The 14,668-nt window shown below is 46.5% G+C and carries 15 protein-coding genes; 3 read left to right on the top strand and 12 right to left on the bottom strand.

The genetic code is table 11. From position 1 onward, the window contains the following. Positions 1–242 precede the first annotated feature (242 nt). The 8 genes from ACN6NF_RS06210 to ACN6NF_RS06175 all read right to left on the bottom strand — a co-directional run bounded on the left by ACN6NF_RS06210 (position 243) and on the right by ACN6NF_RS06175 (position 6,401). Positions 243–866, bottom strand: a complete 624-nt coding sequence (locus ACN6NF_RS06210) for a LysE family translocator (protein WP_474316140.1) — start codon at positions 864–866, stop codon at positions 243–245. A 249-nt stretch (positions 867–1,115) separates the two neighbouring features. Then, positions 1,116–2,744, bottom strand: coding sequence for a chaperonin GroEL (gene groL, locus ACN6NF_RS06205; protein ID WP_016821196.1), 1,629 nt, complete (start codon positions 2,742–2,744; stop codon positions 1,116–1,118). 73 nt (positions 2,745–2,817) lie between these two features. Further along, the gene (groES, locus tag ACN6NF_RS06200) at positions 2,818–3,099 is read right to left on the bottom strand and encodes a co-chaperone GroES (protein ID WP_007429271.1); all 282 of its coding nucleotides are present in this window, start codon (positions 3,097–3,099) and stop codon (positions 2,818–2,820) included. Between the two features lie 290 nt (positions 3,100–3,389). Then, positions 3,390–4,157, bottom strand: a complete 768-nt coding sequence (gene tatC, locus ACN6NF_RS06195) for a twin-arginine translocase subunit TatC (RefSeq protein ID WP_474316138.1) — start codon at positions 4,155–4,157, stop codon at positions 3,390–3,392. A 113-nt stretch (positions 4,158–4,270) separates the two neighbouring features. Next, on the bottom strand, positions 4,271–4,522 hold the full coding sequence (locus ACN6NF_RS06190) for a twin-arginine translocase TatA/TatE family subunit (RefSeq protein ID WP_474316135.1): 252 nt from the start codon (positions 4,520–4,522) through the stop codon (positions 4,271–4,273). A 102-nt stretch (positions 4,523–4,624) separates the two neighbouring features. After that, on the bottom strand, positions 4,625–5,107 hold the full coding sequence (locus ACN6NF_RS06185; protein ID WP_013369877.1) for a MogA/MoaB family molybdenum cofactor biosynthesis protein: 483 nt from the start codon (positions 5,105–5,107) through the stop codon (positions 4,625–4,627). 113 nt (positions 5,108–5,220) lie between these two features. Next, a complete protein-coding gene (moaC, locus tag ACN6NF_RS06180; RefSeq protein WP_017426496.1) occupies positions 5,221–5,709 on the bottom strand; it encodes a cyclic pyranopterin monophosphate synthase MoaC in 489 nt (162 codons plus the stop codon). Positions 5,710–5,747: 38 nt separating this feature from the next. Next, positions 5,748–6,401: a 5-formyltetrahydrofolate cyclo-ligase gene (locus tag ACN6NF_RS06175; RefSeq protein WP_474316133.1), complete on the bottom strand. Its 654-nt coding sequence runs from the start codon at positions 6,399–6,401 to the stop codon at positions 5,748–5,750. A gap of 270 nt (positions 6,402–6,671) precedes the next feature. Between ACN6NF_RS06175 and ACN6NF_RS06170 the strand changes: the two genes are divergently transcribed. Then, positions 6,672–8,636: an ABC-F family ATP-binding cassette domain-containing protein gene (locus tag ACN6NF_RS06170; protein ID WP_474317516.1), complete on the top strand. Its 1,965-nt coding sequence runs from the start codon at positions 6,672–6,674 to the stop codon at positions 8,634–8,636. A 544-nt stretch (positions 8,637–9,180) separates the two neighbouring features. On the opposite strand, the gene tsaD is transcribed toward ACN6NF_RS06170, so the two are convergent. Genes tsaD through tsaE form a run of 4 tightly spaced genes read right to left on the bottom strand, consistent with a single transcriptional unit; the run spans position 9,181 to position 12,093 of the window. Beyond that, positions 9,181–10,245: a tRNA (adenosine(37)-N6)-threonylcarbamoyltransferase complex transferase subunit TsaD gene (gene tsaD, locus ACN6NF_RS06165; RefSeq protein WP_474316130.1), complete on the bottom strand. Its 1,065-nt coding sequence runs from the start codon at positions 10,243–10,245 to the stop codon at positions 9,181–9,183. Beyond that, positions 10,242–10,757 carry a ribosomal protein S18-alanine N-acetyltransferase gene (gene rimI / locus ACN6NF_RS06160; RefSeq protein ID WP_013369872.1) on the bottom strand — a complete coding sequence of 172 codons (516 nt, stop codon included), beginning with the start codon at positions 10,755–10,757 and terminating at the stop codon, positions 10,242–10,244. The genes tsaD and rimI overlap by 4 nt, the downstream gene beginning before the upstream one ends. A 16-nt stretch (positions 10,758–10,773) precedes the next feature. After that, entirely contained in the window at positions 10,774–11,610 is an 837-nt protein-coding gene (gene tsaB / locus ACN6NF_RS06155; protein ID WP_474316129.1) for a tRNA (adenosine(37)-N6)-threonylcarbamoyltransferase complex dimerization subunit type 1 TsaB, read from the bottom strand. A gap of 3 nt (positions 11,611–11,613) precedes the next feature. Further along, positions 11,614–12,093, bottom strand: coding sequence for a tRNA (adenosine(37)-N6)-threonylcarbamoyltransferase complex ATPase subunit type 1 TsaE (gene tsaE, locus ACN6NF_RS06150; protein ID WP_290408930.1), 480 nt, complete (start codon positions 12,091–12,093; stop codon positions 11,614–11,616). A gap of 135 nt (positions 12,094–12,228) precedes the next feature. On the opposite strand from tsaE, the gene ACN6NF_RS06145 reads away from it, so the two are divergent. Both ACN6NF_RS06145 and ACN6NF_RS06140 read left to right on the top strand, forming a co-directional pair. Beyond that, a complete protein-coding gene (locus ACN6NF_RS06145; protein WP_474316126.1) occupies positions 12,229–12,759 on the top strand; it encodes a cysteine hydrolase family protein in 531 nt (176 codons plus the stop codon). A gap of 716 nt (positions 12,760–13,475) precedes the next feature. Continuing rightward, positions 13,476–14,660, top strand: coding sequence for an acetyl-CoA C-acetyltransferase (locus tag ACN6NF_RS06140; RefSeq protein WP_474316124.1), 1,185 nt, complete (start codon positions 13,476–13,478; stop codon positions 14,658–14,660). Positions 14,661–14,668: the final 8 nt, after the last annotated feature.

The raw sequence follows: 14,668 nt of genomic DNA, 5'->3' as shown, positions 1-14,668 counted from the left end.
CACCTCCAAAGTCTAGTCAAATTAGCTTATTGTGCAATTAACCAAAAAGATTGGGCTGTTAACTTCATCTAGGAAAAGATAGGCATAGACCTGTCCGTATGGGCTCCAACTCGTTGTCCATGATCTTGTACTGCTGGTGACCGCCCACCATGTTCCCGGCGTGGATTGTATGCTTTTCCAACAAAAAAGGACTAACTCAACAGCTAGTCCTTAATGATTGGGTTGAAAAGTACTACCTTCTATTATTTTTGGGTAAATGCGATTTTCAATCCGATAAGTGTAAATAACCAGCCTTGAATATAATTGATTTTTTTAGAAAAGGATGGATTTTTCCGTAGAAAGGAGCCTACTTTTCCAGCAAAAATACTTATCAATATAAAAAGCACTAAAGTTTGCATTAAAAATACCACTCCAAGAACTAGCATTTGAATAGAAACACTACCGCTTTCTTGGTTTACGAACTGAGGAAGAAAAGCCAAGAAAAAAAGTGATATTTTTGGATTCAACACATTCATGATAACACCTTTTTTATACAATGACTTGTAACTCAAGGTATCTCCACTCTTGATTTCAAAACTTGTATCTTTTGCTCTAAATGACTTATACGCCAAAAATAATAGATAAGCTGCTCCAGCGTATTTGATTGCTGCAAACGCTAAGGAAGATTGATAAATTATTGCCGCGAGTCCGAAAGTTGCTGCAAAAATATGAACCAACAATCCCGTGCAAAGGCCTAAAGTAGTAAATATCCCTGCATTCCTACCTTTTGCTATGCTCTGTGTCAGTGTGAACACGTTGTCAGGACCCAGCATAATGGTGAGAACAATTGCTGCTCCCAAAAAAGCTAATATAGTATGAAGCTCCACAAAACTTCCCCCGTTGGATAATTTGCATATATACTACACCACAATAAAGCGATCTGACAATTAAGTTAAACTGGCTAATCAACTAGTATGTATAGAAACTGTTAGAACAAATGAACGAATGTAAACTGTCGAATTACAGAAACTCCGCTGCAAGCTACTTGAGCCCTCATAGTGTAGCAATGGTATAGAAAAAAGGCTCCCTTTCGGGAGCCCTTTAAATATCGGTATTACAGGGTTTTAAGGCCCTAATTACATCATGCCGCCCATTCCGCCCATTCCGCCCATGTCAGGCATTGCAGCCTTTTCTGGTTCTGGCTTGTCAGCGATCACTGCTTCAGTAGTCAGGAACATAGCCGCTACGGAAGCAGCGTTTTGCAATGCATAACGAGTTACTTTCGCAGGGTCAACGATACCTGCGTCAATCATATTTACCCACTCGCCAGTAGCTGCGTTGAAACCAACGCCTACTTCTTCGCGTTTCAGACGCTCAACGATAACAGAGCCTTCTTCGCCTGCGTTAGCAGCAATTGTACGGATTGGAGCTTCCAGAGCGCGCAACACGATGTTGACGCCTGTTTGCTCGTCGCCTTGCAGTTCAACAGCAGCAACTGCATTGTATACGTTCAGGAGCGCTACGCCACCACCGGATACGATACCTTCTTCAACCGCAGCACGGGTTGCGTTCAGAGCATCTTCGATGCGCAGTTTGCGTTCTTTCAATTCTGTTTCAGTAGCCGCACCGACTTTGATTACTGCTACGCCACCGGACAATTTAGCCAGACGCTCTTGCAGTTTCTCTTTGTCGAACTCGGAAGTAGTTTCTTCCAGTTGCGTGCGGATTTGGCTAACACGAGCGTCGATGTCGGCTTTGTTTCCAGCACCGTCAACCACAATCGTGTTTTCCTTTGTAATACGCACTTGACGTGCTGTACCCAATTGGTCCACAGAAGCTGTTTTCAGGTCCAGACCCAGTTCTTCTGTGATTACTTGACCGCCTGTCAGGGCAGCGATATCTTGCAGCATTGCTTTACGACGGTCACCAAAGCCAGGAGCTTTAACAGCTACAGCGTTGAATGTACCACGCAGCTTGTTGACAACGAGCATAGCCAGCGCTTCGCCTTCGATGTCTTCAGCGATCAGAACGAGTGGCTTGCCTTGTTGTACAATTTTTTCAAGCAATGGCAGGATTTCTTGTGTGTTTGTGATTTTCTTGTCAGTGATCAGGATATATGGATTGTCCAGTACAGCTTCCATTTTGTCCGTATCTGTAATCATGTACGGAGAAATGTAGCCACGGTCAAACTGCATACCTTCAACTACTTCCAGTTCTGTTGCAAAACCGCGGGATTCTTCAACAGTGATGACACCGTCTTTGCCCACTTTTTCCATAGCTTCAGCGATCAGTTCGCCTACTTCATCATCAGCAGCGGAAATACCAGCTACTTGAGCAATGGATTGTTTGCTTTCGATTGGTTTGGAGATAGCTTGCAGTTCAGCAACAGCTGCTTTAACCGCTTTGTCGATCCCTTTACGGATACCGATTGGGCTTGCGCCAGCAGTTACGTTTTTCAAACCTTCAGTGATGAGGGCTTGAGCCAAAACAGTAGCCGTAGTAGTACCGTCACCAGCTACATCGTTCGTTTTAGTTGCTACTTCTTTAACCAGTTGAGCGCCCATGTTTTCGAACGCATCTTCCAACTCGATTTCTTTTGCAATCGTTACACCGTCATTAGTGATGAGCGGGCTACCGAATTTTTTCTCCAGTACAACGTTACGGCCTTTCGGTCCGAGTGTTACTTTAACAGCGTTAGCCAATGCATCTACCCCGCGCAGCATGGAGCGGCGAGCGTCTTCACTGAATTTAATGTCTTTAGCCATTTGTGATAAACCTCCCTATGGATTATGAATGATTTGTTTCAATTCCTATATTTAGGTCTTGTCCGGGTTCCGGTTAACCGATGATCGCGTGGATATCGCTTTCTTTCATAATCAAATATTCTTTACCTTCATATTTGATTTCCGTTCCAGCGTATTTGGAGAAAATGACACGGTCGCCTTCTTTTACTTCCAGAGGAATACGGGCACCGTCTTTCAATGCGCCTGCGCCAACCGCGATAATTTTGCCTTCTTGCGGCTTTTCCTTGGCAGAGTCAGGAAGTACGATTCCGAAGGAAGTCGTTGTTTCTTGCTCAATTGCTTCCACCAATACGCGTTCACCCAAAGGTTTGATCATGAAAAATAGCCTCCTTATTAAGTGTTTATCCTGTAATTTGGTTGTTATGTTGTATGTAATTAGCACTCAACAGTCGTCAGTGCTAACAACCAACTTTATGATACTCAACTTGAGATTGAATTTCAAGTCCCTAATGTATTTTTTATGGGAATTTTTATGTGCAGCCATTCTCGATTATATCCACCTATCCTAAAAATAACCGTTAACTCAAGGCTAATGGTTATTTTTAAGACATCTATGCTGATCAATTTTAGAGAAATTAGTTATTGAGCCATTCAGAACCCGTCTTATTATTCCGCAGCTACACGCAATTGGGCCTCCCGTTCCTCCTGTGCACGCAGTTGCTTGCGGTACACGACTGATGACAAATATACACTCGCTTCATACAGCACCAGCAACGGAATCGCCACCAAAAAATCGGATATAAAATCCGGCGGAGTGATAACAACAGCGACAAAAACAAGCAGGAAATAAGAAATCTTCCGCCATTTGCGAAGCCTCATCGGGGTTAATACACGAATCCCTGTCAGAAACATGATTAGCAGGGGGAGTTCAAACAGCAACGCTACAGGCAACACAATATTAAACATAAAGGTGAAATATTGTGCAATGCCGTACGTTTCCTGCAACCCCATACTTTTGGTGACGGACGATGTAAACTGAATCGCCATCGGGAAAATAATGAAATAAGCAAAAGCTGCGCCCACAATGAATAAAAGCAGCACATAAGGCACATATCGCAAAGTTGCACTCCGTTCTTGCGGCCTTAATCCCGGGCTGACAAACTTCCACAATTGGTAGCATGCAAACGGTAACGCCACTGCAATCCCAATGATCATAGCGATCTTCATATAGATACCGATCCCGTCCCAAAAGGAAAATGCATTTAACTGAAAAGCTTGCGCCGAACCGGAGCGAATAAGCCAGTTATAGACAGAACCTGCCGCGAACAAACCACCAGCCAGTGCCAATACAAATACAATTAGCACATAAATTATTCGTCGGCGGAGCTCACCCAGATGTTCCATTAGCGGCATTTCATGCTCTGATGGGGTCAAGTCCATTTCTCCTTTCTGAACGGAACGCAGACAGCGCTTCCTAAAAAATAAAGCCCTTCACTGAAGAAGAGGCTCATGTTCATTATACAAGCAGCAAAAATGAATAACTAAATCTATGACAAGCGTTTATCCTCAGGCTGAGGTTGAACTTCTGAAGACGTCGTCTGTGATGCTTGGACCACACTTTCTTTGCTTTCTTTCCGCCCAGTCCGTTCATCTTCAGATAAAATATCGCGTGCCCCGTTTTTAAATTCACGGAATGTACGCCCTACAGCTCGGCCCAGCTCAGGCAGCTTGTTTGGACCAAATAGCAGCAGCGCCAGAATAATTAACAAAATATAACCCGGTGCTCCAATATTGGGCATGTGTAGTAATCCTCCTTATGTTGACGGACAAAATGAAAACCTCTGTCCGTATACGTCCTTATAAATTCTTACAGGTATCATACCACACACACGGGCTGCCTTCTACCGAAACTGGCCTGTCACCATAAGCAACGCTTCCGGGAGTTGATCCATAATCGCTGCCAAATTTTCATGCACGCCTTTGGGCGTTCCTGGCAAATTGACAATCAATGTGCGTCCGCGTATCCCCACGATTCCACGAAATAGCATGGCCGCCGGATTTTTCTGCATCACGATCATTCTCATGGCTTCCGCCATACCTGGCACTTCCCGTTCCACGACCCGTCTGGTCGCCTCAGGTGTCACATCACGGATCGCCAGTTCGGTTCCGCCTGTAGTTAGCACCAAGTCTGCATGAAAATAATCGGTCATTTCGATTAAAGCCGCAATAATCTCATCCGGTTCATCGGGAACGATCCGGTATTCCACAATCTCTCCGCCCAGTTCTTCTTCGACGAGTTCCCGGATGACCTGTGCGCTTGTATCCTCACGCTCTCCCCTTGCCCCTTTATCACTGGCTGTTAGGATCGCCGTTTTCCACACCATAAGATCACCCTTCTCCTATCATGAAAGAATACTTTCTCTTCTGAAAATCAGAAACAGCCGCGCTGCATCCTCCATCACATCACAGTACCCTCTCGGCGACAATGTTGTCTATGTCAAGGTTTCCGGTGGTCCTCCCTTTGAAAATCCCCATGCTTACCACCCGTTTTGGATTGCAGCATGGTAGGGCCGATGATCATATCTTTTTGCAGCGCCTTGCACATATCATACACGGTTAACGCTGCGGCTGAAGCCGCTGTCAAAGCTTCCATCTCTACACCCGTCTTACCCTCGGTCTTCACTTCAACTTCAATATGAAGCACATCATGTCCATTATCGGAAAAAGTAATGTTCACGCCTGTCAGGGCTAGCGGATGACACATCGGTATCCAGTCTGATGTTTTTTTCGCGCCTTGTATCCCCGCGACCTGGGCCACAGCAAGAACATCACCCTTGCCGATTCTGCCTTCTTTTACAGCCGTCAATGTAGCCGGGTTCATCGTAATCTGAGTCACGGCGACTGCTGTACGAACCGTAGACGTTTTGCCCGAAATATCTACCATACGAGCCCGTCCCTGTTCATTAAAATGAGTAAAGGAATCCACGACTCCCTCACAGCTCCTTTCACATACCCAACTTTACTTCATTCATCTTTGGTCGATTTTACATAATTACAATCTAAGCGTCCTTCAGGTGTAAACAACACGTCCACTCGCAAATCTTCTGGCTCCATGGGTACTTGTTCCAACAGTTGTCCCGGCAGCAGCAGAGAAACATAAAGCGGACCTACAGAGCCGTTATTACGCTTCTCTGCCTCTACCTGTGCGGTAAAGCGATCATAGTAACCTCCGCCATAGCCGATTCTGCCTCCACGACGATCAAAGGCCAAGCCGGGAACAACAACCCAGTCGATTCCCGTCCACATTTCAGGCAGCCATTCCTTGCATGTCAGTGCAGGCTCAGGGATGTTCCATACGCCGGGCACCATATTTCCGTACCGATCCATCTCCCTCAGCTCCATGGTTCGGGTTACCGAATCCACTCTCGGGGCTAGGACACGATCTCCCTGTGACCAGCAATGCTCAATGAGGGGAGTCGTAGAAATCTCGCTGCCAAAAGAGAGATAACTAAATAATGTTAGCATATCCCCGTTTCTGTCTATTCTAAGCTGCTCCCATGCCTCGATTGCATGCCGACAGGCCGCAGCCGATGCCTTTTGCCTTGTCAGCGGGTCCATGGAGTCACGCGCTTCCCGTTGCTGTACACGTAGCGCGTTCTTCACATTACAGACATCCACACATCCGCCCTCCCGCACAATCGTCGATAATCTTTAGAAACGTTGCAATTGTCCCATTTGTCAGTAAGTGCTGTACGTTGCAAGTTTTTTTCATTCTTTTTCACTTCTCGTTTAAGTTTATCATTGTTTATACAAATTGACTACACGAGGCTCAAGGGTTTAGGGGGTGAAAGCAGTGCAATAGTGGGTAATTTCATGTAAACTGGAAGGAAGGTACCTGCGAAAAAGGCAGGAAGAACTGTGCAAAATGTAATGGAGGAACGATACACTATGCTATTGCAAGTAACCGGAATTACGAAATCCTATGGAATTGAGCCCGTTCTGGACGGGATTAACCTTCAAATATTGGAACGTGAACGTATTGGACTGGTAGGTGTGAACGGTGCAGGCAAATCGACCCTGCTCAAAATCATTGCTGGTGAAATATCCTATGACAGTGGACAAATCTTTAAAGCAAAGGAAACCAGCATCGGTTATTTGGCGCAAAATAGCGGCTTGAATTCTGACCGTTCGATCTGGGATGAAATGATGCTGGTGTTCACACCGCTGATTGAAGCAGAACGGGAACTTCGGCAAATGGAGCAGGAAATCGCCGATCCGGCCAATGCGCAGCACGAAAAGCGTTATGCCGATCTACTCGAACGGTATGCACGACGCTCAGATTGGTTCAAGGATCACGGTGGTTATGAAATGGAGACTCGTATTCGCAGCGTGCTGCACGGCATGGGCTTTGGTTCATTTGCACCCGAGACGCCTGTAGCCACCCTGAGCGGAGGCCAAAAAACCAGGCTTGCGCTAGCGCGCATCCTACTGCTCGCCCCAGATGTTCTTATGCTCGATGAGCCTACCAACTATCTGGATATTCAGACACTAACCTGGCTGGAAGACTATTTGCGCGGCTACTCCGGCTCTCTGCTGGTCGTATCACATGACCGATATTTTTTGGATCGACTGGTGACGACGATTATTGAAATTGAGCGCCATCGCTCCACCCGCTATACAGGCAACTACAGCCGCTACATGGAACTGAAGGCTGCCGAGTACGAAACAAACATCAAGCATTACGAAAAGCAGCAAGAGGAAATCGCACGGATGGAGGCATTTATACAACGTAATATCGTGCGAGCCTCTACAACCAAACGTGCCCAGAGCCGCCGCAAGCAGCTGGACAAAATGGAGCGCATGGATCGACCTATGGGCGATTTGAAAAAAGCCCACTTTTCTTTTGAAACTGCCTATATGTCGGGTAAGGAAGTATTAGAGGTGCGTGATCTTTCCGTAGCGTATGAGGGGAAAAAGCCTTTATTTCAGCATGCATCTTTTGACTTAAAACGAGGAGATACGGTGGCACTGATTGGTCCGAACGGAATCGGAAAATCGACTTTACTCAAATGCCTGACCGGCTCACTTAAACCTGCTGCTGGGTCCATCCACTGGGGTACCAAAATTAAAATCGGTCTGTATGACCAGGAGCAGACAAACCTGAACCCCGCCAATACCGTACTGGAGGAGTTATGGAGCGAGTACCCTCATATGGAAGAAGCACGGATTCGGACAGTTCTGGGTAATTTCCTGTTTAGCGGCGACGATGTACTGAAAAAGGTAGCTTCATTAAGCGGAGGAGAAAAAGCTCGCGTATCCCTGGCCAAGCTAATGCTGCGCGAAGCCAACGTATTAATTCTCGATGAGCCTACCAACCATCTGGATCTATTTAGCAAGGAAGTGCTGGAAGCGGCTTTGATGGACTATGACGGTACACTGTTATTCATCTCCCATGACCGTTATTTCCTTAACAAAATGGCTGAGCGTGTCATTGAGCTTCATCCTGAAGGTATAGAACATTTCCTGGGGAATTATGATGACTATGTAGCCAAGAAACAAGAGTTGGAGGAAATCGCACAGGAAGCTCTCGAGGCAAATCAGAGCAGTCGTGGCAAGGCCCCATCTGCCTCTGCATCCGCAACAGACGAGGCCACTCCCAAATCACGCGCGGCCACCTATGCGGCAGACAAACAAGCCAAAAGCGAGGAACGCAGCCGTCAACGCAAGCTGGAGGCATTGGAAAACAAGATCAAAACGCTGGAAGAACAAATTGTAGGGTTGGAAGAACAAATGACCCTGCCTGAGATTTATCAGGATTACACAGCACTTCAGGATATTCAGGCACAACTCAACACCCATAAACAGGAATTGACTGAAACCTATGCATCCTGGGAGGAACTGCTTGAGGCATAAAAGCTGCTGCATAAAATCTTAGCCATAAAAATTTCACATTTCCCTCTTCTATTTTTTTGTACACAAGAATATCCACAGCTTTTGTGCAGGGACGGTATTGAAAAATGGCCTTTTAGGCCATTTTTTTATTGATAAAACGCCAATTTCAAATGAAAACCAAATTTATCCACTCTTTTATCCACATTATCCACAGATTTCACAATCACTATAGCTATAAAATATCCCCCATCCTGCTATCTCCTAAAAGTCTTAGCCTGCTTGCTTCGAGCCTGTTTATCCACATTTTGAATGGCACATGTGGATAACTTTGTTCACAACTTGACAAATCACATCATTATTCGGGCAGTATAAAATTTTCATCATTTTTTGCTGGAACATGAAACATCGTGAACCATCGTGACGAATTATGCGAGGAAATAAGATGCCGGCATTCTTTCGCTCAAACTCCTGTATTTTATCCTCTTGAAATTATAATTTTATATTTGTATAGCACGGAATAAAAAGACACGACCCTAAATGTGTCGTGTCCTTTCTATTCGTTCAATTAAGTTTGAACAGACCACTCTTCCAGAGACAGCCCTGGATCAGCTTTCATATCCAATGAGGTGAATTCTCCGCGCTTCCACTTGGCGTATGCTGCGGCACCGATCATCGCTGCGTTATCTGTACAGTATTTCATGGAGGGTACAAGCAGTTCGATGCCTTCACGCTCACAACGTTCCCGCAATGCTGTACGTAGTCCACGATTAGCAGCAACACCGCCGCAAAGCAGCAGCTGCTTCGCACTGTATTCACGCATAGCGCGAATCGCTTTTTCCACCAGTACCTCTACGACCGACTCTTGAAAGCCTCTTGCAATCGCTCCCGCATGAACGGTTTCTCCGCGCATTTTCGTCTGGTTAATTACATTCAGCACCGCCGATTTCAAGCCGCTAAAGCTAAAATCATAAGAATCCGGCTCCAGCCATGCGCGCGGCAAAGTAACCACTTCCTCCGATTCATGGGCTACACGATCCACATGGGGACCGCCGGGATACGGAAATCCAATGGCTCGCGCTACTTTGTCGTAGGCTTCTCCAACCGCATCATCCCTTGTACGACCAATAAGTTGAAAATGACCTTCAGACTCCATCAGCACTAACTCGGTATGCCCTCCTGACACCACGAGAGCAATGCACGGATATACAATTTCATGCTCCAACTGATTGGCATAAATATGTCCCGCAATATGATGCGTTCCGATTAGTGGTTTGCCGAACGCCATAGCAGCGCTCTTGGCGGCCACTATACCAACCAGCAATGCGCCAACCAGTCCTGGCCCTTGCGTCACGGCAACTGCTGAAATCTCGCGGGGACTGATTCCCGATGTTTGCATAGCCTCGTCCAGCATATAGGTAATGCTTTCCACATGTTTGCGTGATGCTACCTCTGGTACAACACCACCAAAGGCTTTGTGTGTTTCAATCTGACTGGAGATCAGATTCGAAAGCACCTCTGTGCCATTTTTCACGACAGAAACAGCCGTTTCATCACAACTCGTTTCCACTGCCAGTATATAACAAGGCTCTCCCAAGGCAGAGCCTGGACCTGCTTTTTCCGCTTGCGTCATTGCTCCTGCACGCTTCCTTCCTGTTCACCGGATGCCCCGTGTGCGGGGAGATCCGCCCACATGATCACGGCATCCTCGTTATTATCCGAATAATAGCCCTTGCGCACACCTGCAGGCTTAAAGCCCTTTTTCTCATACAAGCCCTGAGCGATCCGGTTCGTTACCCGGACCTCTAGGGTCATACGCTCCATCCCTAAATAAGAGGCGGTCTGCATTAGCTCATCCAACAGCTTGTCCCCAAGCTTGCGTCCACGATAAGCCTCACGAACCGCAATATTCGTAATATGCGCCTCATCCATAATCGTCCACATGCCTGCGTAACCAATGGCTCGTCCATTAAGCTCCATAATCATATATTTAGCGAAATGATTCATCGTCAGCTCATTGCGGAAGGCTTCCTCCGTCCACGGCAGCGTGAACGCTTCATGCTCAATCTCCAGCACATCGGGGATGTCATCCAGTTGCATTAAGCGAAACTCAAGCTTCTCTTCCCGCTGTATGTTCTTTGCCATGTTGCTCACCGCCTCTTCAGCGCTGACGAAGCAGATTGGCTTCCGCCTCCGCCAGCTGGGTATAATTCGGAACCAGCGTATGTAGCTCGTCATATTCCTGACGAAGCAGCTTATCCGCCCCAAGGCGGCCAACCCATTTTCCTTCCAGCTCATACGGTACGATACGAAGCTCGCTCCATGCACGCAAGCGCTCCGCTGTTTCGGCGTGAATCGTCGTTTCACCGACGAGCCAAATAACCGCAGGACGCTCTTCGACAGGCAAAACCTCCAAACGTTGCATCAGATCATCGGTCCACGCAGTCATCAACCGGATGGCATCCGCCTCTAACCGTTGCGGGCTACCGCTGTCGTTAACTGAATTCGCAGTGAACAGCCCCGTGTACACCTGACCACGGCGCGCATCCAGCACAGGCACAATCCAATCTGCTGCCTGCGCCCCAGACGAGTCGTTATTCGCAGACTCATGTTTACCTTCTTGCCCCTGCATCTCGATACCATGATTCCATCCACCCCAAGCCAAAGCCTGCAAAGTGGAAATCGATGTCACCGGAACGCCCCAGGCCCAAGCCAGTGTTTTGGCTGCGGTCACCGCGATTCGGATACCAGTGTAAGATCCCGGTCCAACACCTACTGCAAGACCGTCCACATCATCGCGTGTCAGTCCTGCTTCGCTCAAGAGCCGTTCCAGCTCAGTAATGACATGCACCGAGTGATTGCGTTCGCCATAAACATTACTTTCTCCCAGCAGCTCTTTTCCGTTCATCAGGGCGGCCGCCATTACAGTCGTCGCTGTATCTAACGTCAAAAACCGCTCACGCGGCTTTTCATTTACATCTGTATGCTCTCTTTGCATGGTTCAAACTCCATTCTCCCGCAAGCTGCGGCACCATTGTTCATAAGGCTCGCCGTACCCGGTCAGGTGAATCAAGCGCTCCCCTACATCCGTTGTTTCTATATACATGTGAAGCCGCTGATTCGGCAACATATCCGGTATAATACTACCCCATTCCACCAGACATACTCCTGTCCCGTAAAAATATTCGTCCAGTCCCAGATCCTCCGCCTCGTCCTGAGAGATGCGGTATACATCCATATGATACAAAGGCAATCGGCCCTCGTACTCCTTAATGAGGGTGAAGGTTGGACTATTTACGATACCCGGCACCCCTAAATGGCTGGCAAAAGCCTTGGAAAAAGCAGTCTTGCCCGCTCCCAGATCTCCATCCAGCACAATCACGGTTCCGGGAACCGCTTGGGCTGCCAAAAAGCCTGCTAATGTCCCAGTCTGTGTCTCTGAGACAGAACGGAATACAAACTGTTCCTGCGAAATTGTCATCTCTTTTAATCACCTTTCGTCCGAATCGGACCGTTCCAACTTGTTCTTTATTATATAGTTCACCTTATGTCGCCGCAAGGCATGAAGACATGCTATTGTAAGTTAAGTGTTACACACAAGGAGGGAATCGAACTGATGGGACAAACCGTTTTACTCTTGATTGATGTTCAGCAGGCTATGTTCATGTATGATGAGAAGCTGTATCGTGAGCAGGAGGTTGTAGCGCATTTGCAGCAGCTTTTGACCCAAGCCAGAGCTACTGGCACACCGGTCATTTTCGTGCAGCATACCGATGAAGCGGATGAGGATTTCCGGGAAAACAGTGTAGGCTGGGCCATCGCCGACGTGGTGCGTCCTCTTCCTCATGAACGAATTGTCCGTAAATCATCCTGGGACAGCTTCTACCAAACTGAATTGCGTGATGTGCTCCAGGAATTGGTTGCAGACCAGCTGATTATTGCCGGGATGCAGACTGAATTTTGTCTCGACACGACTTGCCGAAGTGCCTATAGTCTGGGATACCAGCACAACGTGCTCGTATCGGATGCGCATAGTACATTTGATAGCAAGGTACTAAGCGGCGAACAAATCGTAGCTCATCACAATGCGGTGCTAGGTAATCGTTTTGCGCGTTTGCTCACGACGGCAGACGTACATTTTTCGTGAGCTGTTAAAATAAAATTTCTACGTTCCAAGCCGATTGCTTTCAAGCAGTCGGCTTCTTTTTTTGTTCACACGAGCAAATATAAAACGCTGACGTTATAACGTCAGTGCTATAGGTGACCCAGGCAATATGGATTCTACATAAGTTTACTGATCCAGTTCACAAGTGACTCGCTATCTTGGCAACCTGCCTAGCTTTTTCATAGACAATATAAAAAGCGCTCTTTCAGGCGCCTTTTTTAGGTTAGATGCTATAAGTCGGTTGCGAATTTACATATAGAGGGAGTTTTTCCCCTGCGATGAGCTAAATGAAATTTACCAAGAAATTTTTTTCACAGATTGATTTGTACTTTCTCATTTAACATAAAATTCAATTTTTAATCACAATTTTCAGAAAAATCAAGAAATTAACAGAAAAAATTAGAATGACCTACTTATTGTGGACGATATGGCTCTATAAACATCTGTATTTGAATATATGTAAAGATTTGAACATTGAGCAAAATCTGTATTAGAACTATGATAATTCTGGTTTTAATTTCCAGAAAGGAAAGAAGGCGATCGGACCGTCATACTCACTGTCTTAGGCACCATGATATGCCCGCATGTAAATGTATCTTGCAGTTTCTACGTCTCGTAGGTTAGGACCGGAAAGTACGAATTGAAGTGCAGTCATGGATGTATTGTGTCCGAACACAGCGAAAGGAATGTGAGTTTTTATGAAAAAAGTAGCGATAGTAAGTCCGTTGAGAACAGCGGTCGGTTCTTTTAATAAAACCCTTGCACCTCTAAGCGCTCCTGAATTGGGAGCAACCGTGATGACAGCATGCCTACAGCAAAGTAAATTAGAGCCTTCTTTGATTGATCAAATTTATTTGGGAAATGTTCTTCAAGCAGGCAATGGCCAAAATCCTGCCAGACAGGCGGCACTAAAAGCCGGTATCCCCATTGATGTACCCGAATCAACGATAAATACGGTTTGCGGTTCAGGCCTTCATGCCGTTGCTTTAGCCTACAATTCAATTTTGGCGGAACAAGGAGATATCGTCTTGGCCGGAGGCATGGAGAGCATGTCGAACGCCCCTTATCTGCTAAAAAAAGCAAGAAACGGCTACAAGCTTGGTAACGGTGAATTGGTAGACTCCTTGGTCGCCGACGGCCTAACGTGCCCGATCAACCATTACCATATGGGAATTACCGCCGAAAATGTTGCCGAAAAATATGGAATTTCAAGACTTGAGCAAGATGAATTTGCCTATGAAAGCCAGATAAAGGCTGTCGAAGCAAAAAACAAGAAGGTTTTTGAAGAGCAAATTGTTCCGGTCATGATCAAAAACAAAAAAGAAACTACTTATTTCACAGAAGACGAACACATAAGAGGAAATACGACGAAAGATAAACTTTCTCAGTTAAAACCTGCGTTTAAGGAGAACGGAACGGTTACTGCCGGAAATGCTTCGGGCATCAATGATGGTGCGGCGGCTATGCTGGTCGTGTCGGAAGACAAATGTAAGGAGCATGCATTAAAACCATTGGCATATATCAAGGGTTATTCACTTGTGGGCGTTGACCCTGCATATATGGGAATGGGACCGGTGAAGGCCATTTCGTCACTTCTGAAGCAACAGGGAATGTCTATTGATGACATTGACCTCTTTGAAATTAATGAAGCGTTCGCCGCACAAGCATTAGCGGTGTTAAAAGAGCTTGGAATCCGTCCAGAGAAGGTGAATGTCAATGGTGGCGCGATCGCGATCGGGCATCCTGTTGGTGCAAGCGGTGCTAGAGTATTGGTTACGTTGATTCATGAAATGGTACGAAGATCTTCACGTTACGGCATAGCCTCCTTATGCATCGGAACGGGAATGGGAATAGCGATGCTGGTTGAGAATGCACGCATTTAAAGCACGTG

The organism is Paenibacillus sp. TSM33 (assembly GCF_056099025.1).
This window is presented reverse-complemented; position numbering and strand designations above follow the sequence as displayed.

Excerpts from the sequence above, each read along its gene's own strand:
- groL (WP_016821196.1), bottom strand. The coding sequence starts at position 2,744 with ATGGCTAAAGACATTAAATTCAGTGAAGACGCTCGCCGCTCCATGCTG.
- groES (WP_007429271.1), bottom strand. The coding sequence starts at position 3,099 with ATGATCAAACCTTTGGGTGAACGCGTATTGGTGGAAGCAATTGAGCAA.
- ACN6NF_RS06190 (WP_474316135.1), bottom strand. The coding sequence starts at position 4,522 with ATGCCCAATATTGGAGCACCGGGTTATATTTTGTTAATTATTCTGGCG.
- ACN6NF_RS06185 (WP_013369877.1), bottom strand. The coding sequence starts at position 5,107 with ATGGTGTGGAAAACGGCGATCCTAACAGCCAGTGATAAAGGGGCAAGG.
- ACN6NF_RS06170 (WP_474317516.1), top strand. The coding sequence starts at position 6,672 with ATGCTATTGCAAGTAACCGGAATTACGAAATCCTATGGAATTGAGCCC.
- tsaD (WP_474316130.1), bottom strand. The coding sequence starts at position 10,245 with ATGACGCAAGCGGAAAAAGCAGGTCCAGGCTCTGCCTTGGGAGAGCCT.
- rimI (WP_013369872.1), bottom strand. The coding sequence starts at position 10,757 with ATGGCAAAGAACATACAGCGGGAAGAGAAGCTTGAGTTTCGCTTAATG.
- tsaB (WP_474316129.1), bottom strand. The coding sequence starts at position 11,610 with ATGCAAAGAGAGCATACAGATGTAAATGAAAAGCCGCGTGAGCGGTTT.
- tsaE (WP_290408930.1), bottom strand. The coding sequence starts at position 12,093 with ATGACAATTTCGCAGGAACAGTTTGTATTCCGTTCTGTCTCAGAGACA.
- ACN6NF_RS06145 (WP_474316126.1), top strand. The coding sequence starts at position 12,229 with ATGGGACAAACCGTTTTACTCTTGATTGATGTTCAGCAGGCTATGTTC.
- ACN6NF_RS06140 (WP_474316124.1), top strand. The coding sequence starts at position 13,476 with ATGAAAAAAGTAGCGATAGTAAGTCCGTTGAGAACAGCGGTCGGTTCT.